This window comes from Nocardia salmonicida, from assembly GCF_036142455.1.
GTDB classification, from domain to species: domain Bacteria; phylum Actinomycetota; class Actinomycetes; order Mycobacteriales; family Mycobacteriaceae; genus Nocardia; species Nocardia salmonicida.
Genome location: NZ_CP108014.1, coordinates 7267663 through 7284467 on the forward strand (window position 1 = coordinate 7267663; position 16805 = coordinate 7284467).

15 protein-coding genes and 1 tRNA gene are annotated in these 16805 nt (G+C 67.7%); 13 read left to right on the forward strand and 3 right to left on the reverse strand.

Going from position 1 to position 16805, the window contains the following annotated elements:
• Positions 1–4 precede the first annotated feature (4 nt).
• Together OHS03_RS33870 and OHS03_RS33875 are read left to right on the forward strand one after the other, a co-directional pair.
• Positions 5–445, forward strand: coding sequence for an SgcJ/EcaC family oxidoreductase (locus OHS03_RS33870; protein WP_328659648.1), 441 nt, complete (start codon positions 5–7; stop codon positions 443–445).
• Positions 442–1065, forward strand: coding sequence for an NAD(P)-dependent oxidoreductase (locus OHS03_RS33875; RefSeq protein WP_328659651.1), 624 nt, complete (start codon positions 442–444; stop codon positions 1063–1065). The genes OHS03_RS33870 and OHS03_RS33875 overlap by 4 nt, the downstream gene beginning before the upstream one ends.
• Positions 1066–1198: 133 nt before the next feature.
• Here OHS03_RS33875 and OHS03_RS33880 read toward each other — a convergent pair.
• The 3 genes from OHS03_RS33880 to OHS03_RS33890 form a co-directional block, all read right to left on the reverse strand.
• Positions 1199–1271, reverse strand: a tRNA-Arg gene (locus OHS03_RS33880).
• Positions 1272–1383: 112 nt separating this feature from the next.
• Positions 1384–2106: a DUF305 domain-containing protein gene (locus OHS03_RS33885; protein WP_328659654.1), complete on the reverse strand. Its 723-nt coding sequence runs from the start codon at positions 2104–2106 to the stop codon at positions 1384–1386.
• Positions 2106–2993 carry a thioredoxin-like domain-containing protein gene (locus tag OHS03_RS33890; protein WP_328659656.1) on the reverse strand — a complete coding sequence of 296 codons (888 nt, stop codon included), beginning with the start codon at positions 2991–2993 and terminating at the stop codon, positions 2106–2108. Before OHS03_RS33890 ends, OHS03_RS33885 begins: the two co-directional genes overlap by 1 nt.
• An 89-nt stretch (positions 2994–3082) precedes the next feature.
• Between OHS03_RS33890 and argS the strand changes: the two genes are divergently transcribed.
• The 11 genes from argS to OHS03_RS33945 all read left to right on the forward strand — a co-directional run bounded on the left by argS (position 3083) and on the right by OHS03_RS33945 (position 16796).
• The gene (argS, locus tag OHS03_RS33895; RefSeq protein WP_328659657.1) at positions 3083–4744 is read left to right on the forward strand and encodes an arginine--tRNA ligase; all 1662 of its coding nucleotides are present in this window, start codon (positions 3083–3085) and stop codon (positions 4742–4744) included.
• 34 nt (positions 4745–4778) lie between these two features.
• Positions 4779–6200, forward strand: a complete 1422-nt coding sequence (lysA, locus tag OHS03_RS33900) for a diaminopimelate decarboxylase (protein WP_062984457.1) — start codon at positions 4779–4781, stop codon at positions 6198–6200.
• The gene (locus OHS03_RS33905; protein WP_056817919.1) at positions 6197–7537 is read left to right on the forward strand and encodes a homoserine dehydrogenase; all 1341 of its coding nucleotides are present in this window, start codon (positions 6197–6199) and stop codon (positions 7535–7537) included. Before lysA ends, OHS03_RS33905 begins: the two co-directional genes overlap by 4 nt.
• Before the next feature lie 94 nt (positions 7538–7631).
• The gene (gene thrC / locus OHS03_RS33910) at positions 7632–8726 is read left to right on the forward strand and encodes a threonine synthase (protein ID WP_056817917.1); all 1095 of its coding nucleotides are present in this window, start codon (positions 7632–7634) and stop codon (positions 8724–8726) included.
• A gap of 25 nt (positions 8727–8751) precedes the next feature.
• Positions 8752–9678, forward strand: coding sequence for a homoserine kinase (gene thrB / locus OHS03_RS33915; RefSeq protein ID WP_328664529.1), 927 nt, complete (start codon positions 8752–8754; stop codon positions 9676–9678).
• Positions 9679–9946: 268 nt separating this feature from the next.
• The gene (gene rho, locus OHS03_RS33920; protein ID WP_407942440.1) at positions 9947–12115 is read left to right on the forward strand and encodes a transcription termination factor Rho; all 2169 of its coding nucleotides are present in this window, start codon (positions 9947–9949) and stop codon (positions 12113–12115) included.
• A gap of 331 nt (positions 12116–12446) precedes the next feature.
• Positions 12447–12683, forward strand: coding sequence for a 50S ribosomal protein L31 (rpmE, locus tag OHS03_RS33925; protein ID WP_056817915.1), 237 nt, complete (start codon positions 12447–12449; stop codon positions 12681–12683).
• Positions 12684–12779: 96 nt separating this feature from the next.
• The gene (prfA, locus tag OHS03_RS33930) at positions 12780–13850 is read left to right on the forward strand and encodes a peptide chain release factor 1 (protein ID WP_062984459.1); all 1071 of its coding nucleotides are present in this window, start codon (positions 12780–12782) and stop codon (positions 13848–13850) included.
• A 22-nt stretch (positions 13851–13872) separates the two neighbouring features.
• Positions 13873–14745: a peptide chain release factor N(5)-glutamine methyltransferase gene (prmC, locus tag OHS03_RS33935; protein WP_056817911.1), complete on the forward strand. Its 873-nt coding sequence runs from the start codon at positions 13873–13875 to the stop codon at positions 14743–14745.
• Positions 14746–14986: 241 nt separating this feature from the next.
• Positions 14987–15652: an L-threonylcarbamoyladenylate synthase gene (locus tag OHS03_RS33940; protein WP_056817909.1), complete on the forward strand. Its 666-nt coding sequence runs from the start codon at positions 14987–14989 to the stop codon at positions 15650–15652.
• Positions 15653–15665: 13 nt separating this feature from the next.
• Positions 15666–16796 carry an MraY family glycosyltransferase gene (locus OHS03_RS33945; protein WP_062984462.1) on the forward strand — a complete coding sequence of 377 codons (1131 nt, stop codon included), beginning with the start codon at positions 15666–15668 and terminating at the stop codon, positions 16794–16796.
• Positions 16797–16805: the final 9 nt, after the last annotated feature.

The following is a 16805-nucleotide window of genomic DNA, read 5'->3' on the forward strand; positions in this document are numbered from 1 at the left end:
AATCATGGACACCGACAACCTCGACATCCGCGCTCTCGTCCAGCGCAGCCAGGACGCTTGGAACCGTGGCGACGGCGCCGCCTACGGCGCGTGCTTCACCGCCGACGCCACCGATGTCACCTTCGCCGGCACCGTCTACCACGGTGGCGTCGAGATCGGCCGGGCACACCAGGCTCTGTTCGACAGCTTCCTGAAAGGCACCCGCCTCACCGTGCAGATTCTCGAAATCCGCAGGTACGGAAGCGATACTGCCATCGTTGTCACGCGAGGTGAATCCTCGAAGGGCGATGCGAAGAAGCTCGGCAAACTCGCGACCTACACCGTGATCCGCGACGCCGACGGCCAGTGGCGCATCGCTGCGGTACAGAAGACCCAGCGCAAGCCGCTGATGGAGGCGGTCTCCTTCAGATTCCAGCCCGCCACGCGACCCGGCGCGCACCGATGACCACCATCGCCGTGGTCGGAGCCACCGGGCGCACCGGGCGGGCGGTTGTCGCCGAGGCCTTGGCCCGCGGCAATCGCGTCACCGCGATTGTCCGTACGGCCGGAAGCCTCCCTCCTGCACCGGGATTGACCGTGACAGTCGCCGATCCAACCGTGCCCGGATCCCTCGCGGGTCTGCTCGACGAACACCACGCGGTGATCTCCGCACTCGGTGCCCGCGACCGTGGACCCACCACCGTCTACTCGGCAGGCGCCACCGAGATCATCGCCGCCATGCCGCCCGGTGGGCGACTGCTGGTCGTCTCTTCCGCCGGGCTGGACATTCCGTCCGACGCGGGACCGGCGACCCGGTTCCTCGCCCGCGCGCTGCATCGAATCATGCGCTACACGTACACGGATATGGCGCGTATGGAACAGCTGCTCGCACACAGCGAATTACGCTGGACCGCCATCAGGCCCACCCGGCTGACCGACGGCCCTGCCACAAGTAGGCCGCGAATCCTTTTGGGTACGAACACGAAAGCCGGCCCGCGAACATCACGAGCCGACCTGGCGAGCTACCTACTCGACGCCATCGACGACCCGCGGACCCACGGCACCGCGATGGCGGTTTCGTCCTGACCTGGCCGACTCCACAATGCTCGCCATACCTGCGGCACGACGATGCACCTGCGCAAGGATCCGATGGTCGTGATCGCACCGACGAAAAAGGCCCCCGCCAGCTGGAGTGCTGGTCGGGGGCCTTCTTGGTGTGTGCCCTCGGCAGGAATCGAACCTGCGGCCTTCTGCTCCGGAGGCAGACGCTCTATCCCCTGAGCTACGAGGGCGGGATAGATGCCGGTCGCGGTGAGGCGATCGGGCAGCGACAGCGTATCGCATCGAGTGCGGTGCGCCAAAAACCGTGCCGGACCGGGGGATGGGCCGGTCCGGCCTCGGGGGTCAGTTGAGGGGGAGGGGAGTGGCGTTGCGGGTGGCGAGCATGGTCGTCATCAGCTGGGATTCGCCCTCTTGGGTTTTCGCCATGGTGGCTGCGAGGGTGCGGACCGCGGTGGTGTCGGCATGCTCGGCGGCGTAGTCGAGCATCGGGACGCCACCCTGGTGGTGGCGCAGCATGAGTTGCAGGAACATCGTGTCGAGGGCGGGGCCGGTGGACTGGCGCAGCGCGGTCATCTCTTCCTGGCTCGCCATACCGGGCATGGACTGCATCGGGCCCGACATCGCCGACTCGGCGGTGGAACCGCCGTGGTGGCCGGTGTTGCCGTGGTCGTCGGTCATCCAGCCCATGTAGCCGTCGACGTTCTGGTTGGACTCGCCCCACAGCTGCAACCAGGCCTGCATACGGCCGATCTGGTTCTGCTGGGTGGTCAGGATGTCGTAGGCGAGGCGGCGCACGTCGTTGTCGGTCGAGGCGATCAGCGCTACGCCTGCCATGTCGACGGCCTGGGCGTGATGGGCCGACATGTCCTGGCTGAATCCGATGTCGACAGCGCTGGGCTCGGGTTCGGAATTCTTCTCCAGCGGCATCCGCAACAGCACGCCGGCCACCGCGCCGAGCAGCAGCAGACCGATCGCACCGAGGACGAGCACCGCCCCGGCCGGGCGATGCGCGCTCGACTCGGGTGCGGTGTCGTCGGATTCGACCGCGCTTTCTTCCGTGCTCACTACTGCCCCGAGGGCAGGCCGCCCGGCATCGGGATGTTCGGCAGGCCGGGGATGCCAGAGCCCGTGCCGCCGCCACCGAGTTCGGTCTGGTCCTGAGTCAGGCCCTTACCGTCCATCGGGACCGCTTCGGGACCGTAGGGCGAGGAGTCGAACGGCGGCGGGTTGTTCGCGTCGAAGATCGGGTTCGAGCAACTCGCGCCGACCTCGGGGTAGGCGTACGGGTTCTCGCGCAGGGCGGAGATGAACTGCTTGATCCGCGCGTCGTCGGCGTTGTCCAGCTTGAGCTGGTGGCCCCACGACTGCAGCGAGATCGCCGAGTCGAGACCCGGGTACGGCGACATCAGCGAGTACTGACGGCCCTTGACGAAGTTCGACAGCGTCTCGACACCGGCCGCGTCGACCTTGTCGGGGTTGTACGCGATCCAGACCGCGCCGTGCTCGAGCGAGTGCACCGCGTTCTCCATGCGGATCGGCTTGGCGTACACGGTGCCCGTGCAGTTCGCCCACGCGCCGTCGTGCGGGCCACCGAAGGCAGGGGCCTTGTCGTAGGCCACGCGCTGGCTGGCGGTCACGTGCAGACCGGCCGGGTACTCCGACTTCACGACGCCGTCGATCTTCGCCGAGGGGTCCTGGTTCTCCTTGGAGGGCACCCATTCCTTGAGATCGGTCTGGGCTTCCCGGATCGCCGCCTGGTCCATGTACTTGGGCACCAGGCTGTAGGCGAGCAGGCCGACCAGCGCGACGATGGCGAGGCCCGCGCCGAGCAGGGCCCATGGGGTGTCCCGCTTCTTGCCCGGAAGGTTGCCCTTGCGGGTCTTGCGGGACGGAGACGACTTCCCCGCGGCCCGCACGGCCTTGGCTGATGTGGCGCTGGTCCTGCTAGGCATCGCTCGTTGTGCTCTTTCGACGTGTGGATCGGTGGGTTCGTGGCGGGCGGTAGTGGTTGCAAGGGGCCCAGCCAATAGGATAGAGACTCGTGACTCCAGCTGACCTTGCAGATCTCCTTCGTACCACCGCGGCGAAGGTGCTTGTCGAACGCGGACTGGACTCGTCGGTCCTGCCCGAGCAGGTCACAGTGGAGCGTCCGCGCAACCCCGAACACGGCGACTATGCCACGAATGTAGCGATGCAGGTGGCCAAGCGGGTCGGAACCAACCCTCGTGAGCTGGCCGGCTGGCTGGCCGAGGCGCTGTCGGCGACCGAGGGTATCGATGTGGCGGAGATCGCCGGTCCCGGATTCCTGAACATTCGCCTCGCCGCCTCGGCGCAGGGTGCGATCGTGAGCCAGATCCTGGCCGCGGGGGAGATCTACGGCACCGGGTTCGCGCTGGCAGGCACCAAGATCAACCTCGAATTCGTCTCGGCGAACCCGACCGGTCCGGTGCACCTGGGTGGCACCCGCTGGGCCGCCGTCGGCGACGCGCTTGGTCGTATCCTGGCAGCTCAGGGCGCCGACGTGACGCGCGAGTACTACTTCAACGACCACGGCGCGCAGATCGACCGCTTCGCGAAGAGCCTGGTCGCGGCCGCGCTGGGCGAGCCGACCCCCGAGGACGGATACGCGGGCGAGTACATCTCCGAGATCAGCGCGGGCATCGTCGCCGCGCATCCCGAGGTGCTCACCCTGCCCGCCGACGAGCGTCACGAGGTGTTCCGCAGCGAGGGCGTGCAGCAGATGTTCGCCCAGATCCGGGCGGATCTGCACGAGTTCGGCACCGATTTCGACGTGTACTTCAACGAGAGCGAACTGTTCGCCTCCGGCGCCGTGGAACAGGCCGTCGAGCAGCTCAAGAACTCCGGCAACCTGTACGAGAAGGACGGTGCGTGGTGGATCGCCAGCACCGAATACGGCGACGACAAGGACCGCGTGGTCCTCAAGAGCGACGGCAACGCCGCCTACATCGCCGGTGACATCGCCTACTTCCAGAACAAGCGTGGCCGCGGTTTCGACCTGGCCATCTACATGCTCGGCGCCGACCACCACGGCTACATCGGCCGCTTGAAGGCCGCCGCGGCCGCGTTCGGTGACAACCCCGACACCGTCGAGGTGCTGATCGGCCAGATGGTGAACCTGGTGCGCGACGGCGTCGCCGTGAAGATGAGCAAGCGCGCGGGCACCGTGGTGACCCTCAACGACCTGGTCGAGCAGATCGGCGTCGACGCCTCGCGCTACTCGCTGGTGCGTTCCTCGGTGAACTCGAGCATCGACATCGACCTGGACCTGTGGACCAAGGCGAGCAGCGAGAACCCGGTCTACTACGTGCAGTACGCGCACTCGCGGACCAACAGCATCATCGGCAACGCCGCGAAGTATCCCGAATTCGCTTCGGTGGCACCGGATTTCGCGCTGATGACCTCCGGTCGCGAAGGCGACCTGATCCGCACCCTCGGCGACTTCCCGCGCGTGGTCGCCACCGCCGCCGACACCCGCGAACCCCACCGCATCGCCCGCTACCTCGAAGAACTGGCCGGTGTCTACCACCCCTTCCAGTCCGACGACGACATGCGCGTGCTGCCCAAGGGCGACGACCCCGTCACTGCGCTCAACGCGGCCCGGCTCGAACTGGTCAAGGCGACCCGCCAGGTGCTGGCCAACGGCCTGGCCCTGCTCGGCGTGAGCGCACCGGAGCGCATGTGAACACCGGCAAGCTTTTCAGGAAGGACGCACCGAGATGAGTGCACACCCGGCCGGTCCCCGGCACGCAGAGATCCCGCACGCACCGAGTCTGGCCGAGCGCCCGACCGATCCGAGGGAGATGATCGACCTCCCCGCGAACGTCTGGCCGCGCAATGCCTCGCGCGCTGACGACGGTGTGGTCCGGCTGGCGGGCGTGCCCGTCACCCAGCTCGCCGAGCAGTACGGCACGCCGCTGTTCGTGATCGACGAGGACGACTTCCGCTCGCGCTGCCGCGACATGGTGGCCGCGTTCGGGGCGAACGCCCGCGTGCACTACGCCTCCAAGGCGTTCCTGTGCGGCGAGATCGCGCGCTGGATCCGGGACGAGGGCCTTTCCCTCGACGTGTGCTCCGGTGGCGAGCTCGCGGTCGCGCTGAACGCCGGTTTCCCGGCCGAGCGCATCGCGCTGCACGGCAACAACAAGTCGGTGCCCGAGCTCGAAGCGGCCGTCACGGCCGGTGTCGGGCACGTGGTCGTCGACTCGCTCTACGAGATCGAGCGGCTCGAAGCGGTCGCCGGTGCGGCGGGCGTGGTGCAGGACGTGCTGGTCCGCGTGACCGTCGGCGTCGAGGCGCACACCCACGAGTACATCTCCACCGCGCACGAGGACCAGAAGTTCGGCTTCTCGATCGCCGGCGGCGACGCCATGGAAGCGCTCGCGCGCGTCTTCGAGGCCGACAACCTGCGTCTGGTCGGTCTGCACAGCCACATCGGCTCGCAGATCTTCGAACTCGACGGCTTCGAGATCGCCGCGCGCCGCATGCTCGGCCTGCTGCGCGAGGCCATCGACAAGTTCGGCATCGACCGCACCGCCCAGATCTCGACCCTGGATCTCGGCGGCGGCCTCGGTATTTCCTACCTGCCGAGCGACAACCCGCCCCCGCTGGGCGAATTCGCCACCAATCTGCGCGCCCTGGTCGCCGCCGAGGCCGCCCGTGCCGGGCTGCCGGAGCCGACCATCGCCGTGGAACCGGGCCGCGCCATCGCGGGTCCGGGCACCGTCACCCTGTACGAGGTCGGCACCATCAAGGATGTCGAACTCGACGGTGGCGCGCGCCGTCGCTACGTGAGCGTGGACGGCGGGATGAGCGACAATATCCGCCCCGCGCTGTACCAGGCCGACTACGATTGCCGTCTGGTCTCGCGCTCGTCGGACGCCCATGCGGTCGTTGCCCGCGTGGTCGGAAAGCATTGCGAGAGTGGCGATATCGTCATTCGTGACACCTGGATGCCCGCCGACGCGGCCCCCGGCGACCTGGTGGCCGTTGCCGCGACCGGTGCGTACTGCTATTCGATGTCGAGCCGCTACAACCTGCTCACCAGGCCCGCCGTGGTCGCGGTGCGTGACGGTGCGTCGCGACTGATTCTGCGCCGGGAAACGGTGGCGGACCTGCTCAGCCTGGAGGTGGAAGAATGAACGGCACCAAAGATGCGGGGCGTCCGCTCGGCGTAGCCGTGCTCGGGATGGGCACTGTCGGTACCGAGGTGGTTCGCGTGCTGCGCGATCACGCCGATGACCTGCGTTCGCGCGTCGGAGCGCCGCTCGTGCTGCGCGGTGTCGCCGTGCGCGACATCAGCAAGGACCGCGGTCTGCCCGCCGAGCTGCTCACCACCGACGCCGCCGCGCTCGTCGCCCGCGACGATGTCGACCTCGTGGTCGAGGTCATGGGCGGTATCGACCCCGCCCGCAAGCTGATCGGCGACGCGCTCAACGCGGGCAAGTCCGTCGTCACCGCCAACAAGGCGCTGCTGGCCGACTACACCGGTGAACTCGCCGCCGCCGCCGAAGGCAGCCGCGCCGACCTGTACTTCGAGGCCGCCGTGGCCGGTGCGATCCCGGTGGTCCGGCCGCTGATCCAGTCGCTGTCGGGCGACCGGGTGAACAAGGTCGTCGGCATCGTCAACGGCACCACCAACTTCATCCTCTCCGCGATGGACGAGACCGGCGCCGCCTACGACGACGTGCTCGCCGAGGCCACCGCGCTCGGCTACGCCGAGGCCGACCCCACCGCCGATGTCGAGGGCTACGACGCCGCGGCCAAGGCAGCGATCCTGGCTTCGCTGGCGTTCCACACCCGGGTCACCGCGGCGGACGTCTATCGCGAGGGCATCTCCAAGATCACCGCCGAAGACCTCGAGACCGCGTCGGCTGTCGGCTGCACGGTGAAGCTGCTCGCCATCTGCGAGCGCGTCTCGGCCGGTCCGGGCGAGCCGACGCTGGAACAGGGCGGCAAGGATCGCGTCTCGGTGCGCGTCTACCCGGCGCTCATCCCGCGCAAGCACCCGCTGGCCTCGGTCAACGGCGCGTTCAACGCGGTGGTCGTCGAAGCCGACAACGCCGGTCGCCTGATGTTCTACGGGCAGGGCGCCGGTGGCGCCCCCACCGCGTCGGCCGTGCTCGGCGACCTGGTGATGGCCGCGCGCAACAAGTTCTACGGTGGTCGGGCACCCGGCGAATCGGTTTATGCTGAGCTGCCGATCGCGCCGATCGGTGACACCCCCACCCGCTATCACGTGAACCTGCAGGTGGAGGACCGTCCCGGCGTGCTCGCCGCGGTCGCCGACACCTTCGCCCAGCACGGGGTGAGCATCTCCACCGTGCGTCAGCAGGGCCACGGCGACGGCGCCCGACTCGTGGTCGTCACCCACCATGCGGTGGAGTCGTCGCTGGCAGATACTGTCGCCGTATTGGCGGACATGGAATCCGTCACCGCTGTGACCAGCGTTCTCAGACTGGAAGGCACAGAAGAATGAGGCGGAATGTGCGCGGCGTCGCCGACATTCGCACCGCATCGTACGCAGAAGACACGTGCGCGCATGGTTGCGCCGCGACGCAGGGAGCGTTGGCATGAGCACGACTGGAATCGCACCGCAGTTGGGCGTGCACTCGCGCTGGCCCGGTCTGATCGCTGCCTACCGCGACCGCTTGGCCGGTGCGGCCGACTGGGAGCCGGTGACCCTGTTCGAGGGCGGTACCCCGCTGGTCCCCGCGCCGCACCTGTCCGCGCTCACCGGGTGCGAGGTGTACCTCAAGGTCGAAGGTGCCAACCCGACGGGTTCGTTCAAGGACCGCGGCATGACCATGGCGATGACCGACGCCAAGTACCGTGGCCAGAAGGCCGTGCTGTGCGCATCGACCGGTAACACCTCGGCCTCGGCCGCGGCGTACGCCACCCGCGCGGGCATGGAATGCGCGGTGCTGATCCCGCAGGGCAAGATCGCGATGGGCAAGCTGGCCCAGGCCGTGATGCTCGGCGCCAAGATCATCCAGGTCGAGGGCAACTTCGACGACTGTCTCGAGCTGGCGCGCAAGGTGACCGCGGAATTTCCGCAGGTCGGCCTGGTGAACTCGGTGAACCCGGCGCGTATCGAAGGCCAGAAGACCGCCTCGTTCGAGATCTGCGACGTGCTCGGCAAGGCGCCCGATGTGCACGTGCTGCCGGTCGGCAACGCGGGCAACATCACCGCCTACTGGCGTGGTTACCGCGAGTACCATGCCGACGGCATCACCTCGGTGCTGCCGCGCATGCTCGGCGTACAGGCCGCCGGTGCCGCGCCGCTGGTCAACGGTGCGCCGGTGAAGGACCCGGAGACCATCGCGACCGCTATCCGGATCGGCGCCCCGGCGTCGTGGAACGGTGCGATGGAGGCCAAGGAGCAGTCCGGTGGCGCCTTCCGCGCGGCCACCGACGACGAGATCCTGGCCGCCTACCGCCTCGTCGCCGCGAAAGAGGGCGTCTTCGTCGAGCCCGCGTCGGCCGCGAGCGTGGCCGGTCTGCTGGCCGCGCGCAAGGAAGGCTGGCTGGATTCGGGCCTGACCGTCGTGTGCACCGTGACCGGCAACGGTCTCAAGGACCCCGACAACGCGCTGGCCGGAATGCCGGAGGTCAAGCCGATCGCGGTCGACCCGGTCGCTATCGCCCGTGAACTCGAGCTGGCCTGAGTTGACCGCACCCGAGCCCACGCTGATGACAGCGACGCTGCCCGCCGGTCTCGAAGTGACCGTTCGCGTTCCCGCCTCCACGGCCAATCTCGGTCCCGGATTCGATTGTCTCGGAATGGCATTGGGCATCTACGACGAAATCGTGGTGCGCACTACCGCATCGGGACTCGACATCCGTGTCGAGGGTGAAGGCGCCGACGACGTGCCTTGGGGCCCAACACATCTGGTGGTCCGCGCGATCGAGCGTGGACTGGAATCGCTGGGTGTGTGGGCCGACGGTCTCGACGTGGTGTGTCGCAACGTGATTCCGCACTCGCGTGGGCTCGGTTCCAGCGCGTCGGCCGTGGTCGGGGGACTGGCCGCGGGCGCCGGGCTGGCCGCGAAGTTCGACCCCGCGCTGCGCATGGACGAGGACCGGCTGGTGCAGCTCGCCTCGGAGTTCGAAGGCCACCCCGACAATGCCGCCGCCAGCGTGCTCGGGGCAATCGTGGTGTCGTGGACCGAAACCGATGCCGCGCAGACCCGCGCCTACCGGGCCGTTCGGCTCACCCCGGCGTCGGCTCTTCGCCCGGTGGTGCTGATCCCGCAGGAACGCTCTTCCACGGCGCACACCCGAGGGCTGCTGCCCGAGCAGGTGCCCCACGGCGACGCGGCGTTCAACGTCAGCCGGGCGGCGCTGGCCGTCGTCGCGCTGACCGAACGCCCCGATCTGCTGATGTCGGCCACCGCCGACCGGTTGCACCAGACCCAGCGTGCACCCGCGCTACCACTCACCACGAAGTGGATCGAGCTGCTGCGCGCTGCGGGAATCGCGGCGACGGTTTCGGGCGCCGGCCCGACGATTCTCGCGCTGACCACCGAAGAATTCCCCGATGACCTGCGCAAACAGGCCGAATCGGACGGTTTGCGCGTGGTCGAGCCCGGCATCGCCGCCGGAGTATCGATCGACTGACGGCGTGCCTGCCTTGCCGTTGTTCGCAATAGGCAGCTATTCTGAGCAAGTCCGTACATCGTGCGCATCAGACGCCGGTGCTTCATCAGGGCAATCGCTCCCCTCACCACTGTCTTCTGGTGGCGAAGGCCTCCGGTCCTCCCGCGGCGGGTAGTACGGCACAGGCGTCGAACATGGACGCATAATCCGAGCTCGGCATATGTTGCCGGGTCTACGGAACGGAACCCTCGAATCAGCACACGGCATTCGAGGGAAGGAAAGGACTTCCGTGACAGAAACGGACCTGCTCGCGACACCCGGGGTGGATTCCAACCCTACGAACTCGGGCAGCCGCGAAAGTGAATCCGGACAGATTTCGAAAATGAGCGAACAAACCGACGTCGCACGATCGGGGCTGACTGGAATGCTGTTGCCGCAGTTGCGCGCACTGGCGGGGGAGCTCGGTATCCGAGGTACCTCCGGAATGCGTAAGGGCGATCTCATCGCCGCTATCAAGGAAAATCAATCCGGAGCGCCGGCCAAGGGTGACAAGCCCGCCGCCGTGACGGCCGCCGCGCCTGTCGCGAACGAAGCGCCCGCCAAGAGCGAAACGCCCGCCAAGAGCGAAGCGCCTGCCAAGAGCGAAGCGCCCGCGAAGGTGGAGAAGTCCGCCAAGGTCGAGAAGCAGGCCGCGCCCGCCGAGAAGCAGGCTCCCGCCGAGGTCAAGGCCGCCGAGGCCAAGACCGTCGAGGCGCAGGCCGAACCGGCCGCGACCGAGCAGGTCAAGACCGATGCCCCCGCCGAGGCAGGCGAGGATTCCGGTCGCGACGGTGGTCAGCGTGGTCGTGGCAGGCAGCGCCGTGGGCGTGACCAGGCCCGTTCCGGTGGTGGCGACAATGCCCCCGCCGAGAACCGCGCCCCCGCCGAGAACCGCGCCGAGGAGACCAAGCAGGCCGATAAGGCCGAGGGCGGCGACCAGGGTGAACGCCGACGCGATCGTGGCGACCGCAACGGTGCCGAGCGCAACGAGCGCAACGGCAACGACCGTGGCGGCAACGACCGTGGCGGCAACGACCGTGGCGAGCGCGCCGGTGGCGAGCGTAATCAGAACGAGCGCAACCAGAACCAGAGCCAGAACGGCAACACCGGCGGTAATCGCGGTCCCCGCGACGACCGTGGTGGTGACGACGAGGAAGGCGGCCGCGGTCGCCGGGGTCGTCGATTCCGCGAGCGTCGTCGTGGTCGTGACCGCGATGGTGGTCCCGTCGGCGGTGGCCAGACGGAGGCCCGCGATTACGACATTCGCGAGGACGACGTCCTGCAGCCGGTCGCCGGCATTCTCGATGTCCTCGACAACTACGCGTTCGTGCGGACCTCCGGCTACCTCGCCGGCCCCAACGACGTGTACGTGTCGATGAACCTGGTCCGCAAGAACGGTCTGCGCCGCGGTGACGCGATCACCGGTGCGGTGCGTGCCCCGCGCGACGGCGAGCAGAACAACCAGCGACAGAAGTTCGACCCGCTGGTTCGCCTGGACACCGTGAACGGTGGCGAGCTCGAAGCAGCGCGTCGTCGTCCGGACTTCCAGAAGCTCACCCCGCTGTACCCGAACGAGCGCCTGCGCCTGGAAACCGCGCAGAACAAGCTCACCACGCGCGTGATCGACCTGATCATGCCGATCGGTAAGGGCCAGCGTGCGCTGATCGTGTCCCCGCCCAAGGCGGGTAAGACCACGATCATGCAGGACATCGCGAACGCGATCGCGATCAACAACCCCGAGTGCTACCTCATGGTTGTCCTGGTCGACGAACGTCCCGAAGAGGTCACCGATATGCAGCGTTCGGTGAAGGGTGAGGTCATCGCCTCCACCTTCGACCGCCCGCCGGGTGACCACACCTCCGTCGCCGAGCTCGCCATCGAGCGTGCCAAGCGTCTGGTGGAAATGGGCAAAGACGTTGTGGTGCTGCTCGATTCGATCACCCGTTTGGGTCGTGCGTACAACAACTCCTCGCCTGCGTCGGGCCGCATCCTCTCCGGTGGTGTCGACTCGACCGCGCTGTACCCGCCGAAGCGTTTCCTCGGCGCGGCACGCAACATCGAGAACGGTGGTTCGCTCACCATCATCGCCACGGCGATGGTGGAGACCGGTTCCACCGGCGACACGGTGATCTTCGAAGAGTTCAAGGGCACCGGCAACGCCGAGCTCAAGCTCGACCGCAAGATCGCCGAGCGGCGCGTGTTCCCCGCGGTGGACATCAACCCGTCGAGCACCCGCCACGACGAGCTGCTGCTCTCGCCCGACGAGATGGCTGTCGTGCACAAGCTGCGGCGCGTGCTGTCGGGTCTGGACTCGCACCAGGCGATCGATCTGCTGATGGACCGTCTGCGCAAGTCCAAGAACAACCTCGAGTTCTTGATGACGGTCTCCAAGACCGCACCGAGCGCTCTCGACGAGTGATCGTCTAGAACCGCAGGCAAGGGCCCCGCTTCGGCGGGGCCCTTGTTTTGTTCTCGGCGCGCCTCCGCCGATGGACTGACCGGAGGGTGCGACGAAGGAGTGCCCGTAGGGAGGGAAGAGGTGGAGTCAAGCGCCGAGAACCGCGGCGCCAGCCGCTATGTAGCAGGGAACAAACCGGAGGTGGGGGGTGTTCTGAGTGAGTGCGGCCTGATCTGGCATACTGGACCGCTGTGTGTCTGCGAGTTCTCGCAGACTCCCGCCTAGTCGGTTCCGGTTCACGTACTCCACTCCATGGAGCTACGACCCGGCGACCATTATCGAGAGGACGCCCATGAAGGCAGGAATCCACCCCACGTACGTCGACACCACCGTTGTGTGTGGTTGCGGCAACACCTTCCAGACCCGCTCCACCAAGGAGTCCGGCCAGATCTCGGTCGAGGTCTGCTCGCAGTGCCACCCGTTCTACACGGGCAAGCAGAAGATCCTCGACACCGGCGGCCGCGTGGCTCGCTTCGAGGCTCGCTACGGCAAGCGCGCGGGTGCCAAGACGGCCGAAGACGCCTCCTAGTTACCTCCCCCGACGCCCGGTACTGCATCAGCAGGCCGGGCGTCGGTGGTTTCTCTGCCCGAGGTAATCGCTTTTCCACACCATAAGGAACCTTCTGTGACGCAGCCGTCCGCTATCGACGACATCCTGGCCGAGTACGCGGGCTTGGAGATGCAGCTCGCCGATCCGTCGTTGCACAACGACGCGGGTGCGGCGCGACGGGTGGGTAAGCGGTTCGCCGAGTTGGCGCCGGTGATGAGCACCTATCGCAAGCTCGAGACCGTGCGCGACGATCTGGAGGCCGCCCGTGAGCTGGCCTCCGACGATGCCTCGTTCGCCGCGGAGGTGCCGGGGCTGGAGACACAGCTGGTGGAGCTGGAACAGGCTCTCGCCGACTTGCTCGCCCCGCGCGACCCGCACGACGGGGACGACGTGGTGCTCGAGGTGAAGTCCGGCGAGGGCGGCGAGGAATCCGCGCTGTTCGCGGCGGATCTGGCCCGCATGTACATCCGCTACGCCGAGCGGCACGGGTGGAAGGTCGAGACCCTCGACGTCACCTATTCCGACCTGGGCGGATACAAGGACGCGACGCTGTCGATCAAGAGCAAGGACGCCGCGCGCGACGGGGTGTGGTCGCGATTCAAGTTCGAGGGCGGCGTGCACCGGGTGCAGCGCGTGCCGGTGACCGAATCGCAGGGACGCATCCATACTTCTGCCGCGGGCGTGCTGATCTACCCCGAGCCCGACGAGGTCGAGCAGGTACAGATCGACGAGACCGACCTACGCATCGACGTCTACCGGTCCTCCGGCAAGGGCGGCCAGGGCGTCAACACCACCGACTCCGCGGTCCGCATCACTCACCTGCCGTCGGGCATCGTGGTGACCTGTCAGAACGAACGCTCCCAGTTGCAGAACAAGGCGCGCGCCATGCAGGTGCTCGCCGCGCGGCTGCAAGCGCTGGCCGAGGAGCAGGCCGACCAGGAAGCCGCGGCCGGTCGCGCCAGCCAGATCCGTACGGTCGACCGCTCCGAGCGGATCCGCACCTACAACTTCCCGGAGAACCGGATCGCCGATCACCGGATCGGGTTCAAATCGCACAATCTCGACGCGGTCCTCGACGGTGATCTCGACCCGCTGCTCGACGCGCTCGGCAAGGCGGATCGCGACGCGCGCATGGCTGCCGAGTGATCGGGATGAGCGGACTGACACGGTGACCGAACGTCTCCGGTTGCGGCCGCTGATCGTCGAAGCCGCCGCGCGGCTGGCCGAGGCGGGCGTCGGTTCGCCGATGCCCGACGCGGAGAACCTGGCCGCCCATGTGCTCGGCACCGAGCGCATGCGGCTGGCGTTGATCCCGATGGTCGAGCCCGAGATCGCCGACCGGTACCGCGCGCTGATCGAACAGCGGGCCGCGCGAATTCCCTTGCAGCACTTGACCGGAACGGCGGCGATCGGGGAAATCGACCTCGCCGTCGGCCCCGGCGTCTTCGTGCCGCGCCCGGAGACCGAACTGCTGTTCGCGTGGGCGCTGGCCTACCTCGAGACTCTCCCGCGCGACCACGCGCCGATCGTCGTCGACCTGTGCACGGGCTCGGGCGCGCTGGCCTTGGCCATCGCCCACGCCCGCCCCGACGCCGAGGTCCACGCCGTCGAGCTCGACCCCGACGCCCTCGCCTGGGCCCGCCGCAACGCCGACGCCCGCATCGCCGACGGTGACACCCCGGTCACCCTCTACGCCGGTGACGTCACCGACCCGGCCCTGCTCACCGCGCTGACGGACACCGTCGATCTGGTCGTCGCCAACCCGCCCTACATCCCCGAAGCCGCGATCCTCGAACCCGAGGTGGCCGATCACGACCCCCACCGAGCCCTTTTCGGCGGCCCGGACGGCCTCGACGTCATCCGGGCGATGATCCCCACCATCGCCCGGCTCCTGCGCCCCGGCGGCGCCACCGCCATCGAACACGACGACACCAACGGTGGGGGAGCGGCTGCCCTGCTCGCGACGGCCGACTTCACCGAGATCGTCGAGCACACCGACCTCGCCGACAAGCCCCGCTTCGTCGTCGCACGCCTCGGCTAACTCCGATCGGGCGGAATCCGCGAGGTCGAACCGATGCTCGCGCGACCCAGCGCTCCCGAGCGCACTCCGAGCAACTCTCGCGACGGCTGATCTCGTCAGAACATGGGTAACTCGCCGGGGACGTCCAAAAGTCCCCCCACATCTCGCCGCGGGCCCGGCAGCTAGACTCTTGCCGCACCCGAAGACCGCAGAGTCTCGGGGAGGCGGAAATGCAAAAAATTCGCGGAGAGGCGGAAACGCTGTGAGTACCGTCTATGACTGTGCTGAGGCTGATTCGCGGGCGGCGGGCATCACCGCCGCGACCAGCGCGTTGAAGTCCGGGCGATTGGTCGTCATGCCGACGGACACGCTCTACGGCCTCGCCGCCGACGCGTTCGATTCCGCCGCGGTGAGTGACCTGCTGGCCGCCAAGCGGCGTGGGCGGGATATGCCGGTGCCGGTGCTCGTCGGGTCGTGGCACACGATCGATGGGCTGGTGTTCTCGGTGCGACCGCAGGCGCGGGATCTGATTCGCGCGTTCTGGCCCGGTGCGCTGAGTCTTGTTGTGCAGGCCGCGCCCTCGTTGGCGTGGGATCTCGGTGATACCCGCGGCACGGTGATGTTGCGGATGCCGTTGCATCCGGTGGCACTCGAACTGTTGCGTGAGGTCGGGCCGCTCGCGGTGTCCAGCGCCAATGTGTCGGGGCAGCCGCCCGCGACCACCGCCGCGCAGGCGCGTGAGCAGCTGGGTTCACTGGCGAGTGTGTATCTCGACGGTGGTCCGGCCGAGCACGCCGTTGCCTCGACGATCGTCGATCTCACCGCGGATCAGCCGCGGGTGTTGCGGGAGGGTGCTGTGTCGGTGGCCGATATCGCGGAGGTGCTCGGGATGGTGCCGGAAGCCCTGATCAGTTCCGCGCAGCGGTGATCGCACGCCGCTGATGAGCTCAGTCGTTCCCCTGCGCGAGCTACTGCTCGTGCTGCTCGTCTCGGCCACGGTGACCTTCCTGGCCACCGGTGGTGTCCGGGTGCTCGCTATCGCGTTCGGCGCGGTGGCGGTGCCGCGTGAGCGCGATGTGCACGTGAAGCCGGTGCCGCGAATGGGCGGTGTCGGCATGTATGTCGGTGTCGTCGCCGCGGTGTTGTTCGCACACCAATTGCCCGCGCTGCGAAGAGGTTTCGACTACGCCCCGGATATCCCGGCGGTGCTGGTCGCCGCGACGATCATCGTGGTCGTCGGCATCGTCGACGACCGGTGGGGCCTGGACGCGCTCACCAAATTCGTCGGCCAGATCACCGCGGCGGGCGTCATGGCCGTGATGGGCCTGAGCTGGTACGTGATCTATAACCCGTTCAACGACACCACCGTGGTGCTCGACGCGTTGCAGGGCGGTCTGGTCACCGTCGGCATCACCGTCACCCTCGTGAATGCGATGAACTTCGTCGACGGATTGGACGGCTTGGCCGCCGGCCTCGGTTTGATCTGCGCGACCGCGGTTTTCGTGTTCTCCATCGGTTTGCTCTACGACCAGGGCGGTTCGGTCGACACCTATCCGCCCGCGTTGCTGGCCGCCGCGCTGGCGGGCGCCTGCCTCGGATTTCTGCCGCACAATTTCTCGCCCGCCCGAATATTCATGGGCGATACCGGCTCGATGATGATCGGTTTGATCCTGGCCGCGGTATCCACCGGCGCCTCCGGCCGAATTCCGCTGCAGGGTTACGGCCCGCGCGACATTGTCGGTCTGCTGTCACCGCTGTTGCTGGTCGGCGCGGTGATGTTCATTCCGGTGCTCGATCTGTTGCTGGCGATCGTGCGGCGAGTGCGCGCGGGCGTGAGTTTCTCCACACCGGACAAAATGCATCTGCACCACCGATTGCTCCAGATCGGACATTCGCACCGGCGCGTGGTCTTGCTGATTTATTTATGGGTCGGCGTACTCGCGTTCGGCGCGGTGGGGACTTCCTTGATGGATAGACGCCTCGTTGTCCTGCTGGTGGCAGGCGGATTGGTGTTCGCGCTGGTAGTGACCGCGATCCCGTCGGTGCGTAGGTCGGAGTCGACGCAGCACTGAGTTCGGCGC

Bases quoted from the DNA above. Each gene is read 5' to 3' on its own strand.
- OHS03_RS33870 (WP_328659648.1), top strand. From the start codon at position 5: ATGGACACCGACAACCTCGACATCCGCGCTCTCGTCCAGCGCAGCCAG.
- OHS03_RS33875 (WP_328659651.1), top strand. From the start codon at position 442: ATGACCACCATCGCCGTGGTCGGAGCCACCGGGCGCACCGGGCGGGCG.
- OHS03_RS33890 (WP_328659656.1), bottom strand. From the start codon at position 2,993: ATGCCTAGCAGGACCAGCGCCACATCAGCCAAGGCCGTGCGGGCCGCG.
- lysA (WP_062984457.1), top strand. From the start codon at position 4,779: ATGAGTGCACACCCGGCCGGTCCCCGGCACGCAGAGATCCCGCACGCA.
- OHS03_RS33905 (WP_056817919.1), top strand. From the start codon at position 6,197: ATGAACGGCACCAAAGATGCGGGGCGTCCGCTCGGCGTAGCCGTGCTC.
- thrC (WP_056817917.1), top strand. From the start codon at position 7,632: ATGAGCACGACTGGAATCGCACCGCAGTTGGGCGTGCACTCGCGCTGG.
- thrB (WP_328664529.1), top strand. From the start codon at position 8,752: ATGACAGCGACGCTGCCCGCCGGTCTCGAAGTGACCGTTCGCGTTCCC.
- rpmE (WP_056817915.1), top strand. From the start codon at position 12,447: ATGAAGGCAGGAATCCACCCCACGTACGTCGACACCACCGTTGTGTGT.
- OHS03_RS33945 (WP_062984462.1), top strand. From the start codon at position 15,666: ATGAGCTCAGTCGTTCCCCTGCGCGAGCTACTGCTCGTGCTGCTCGTC.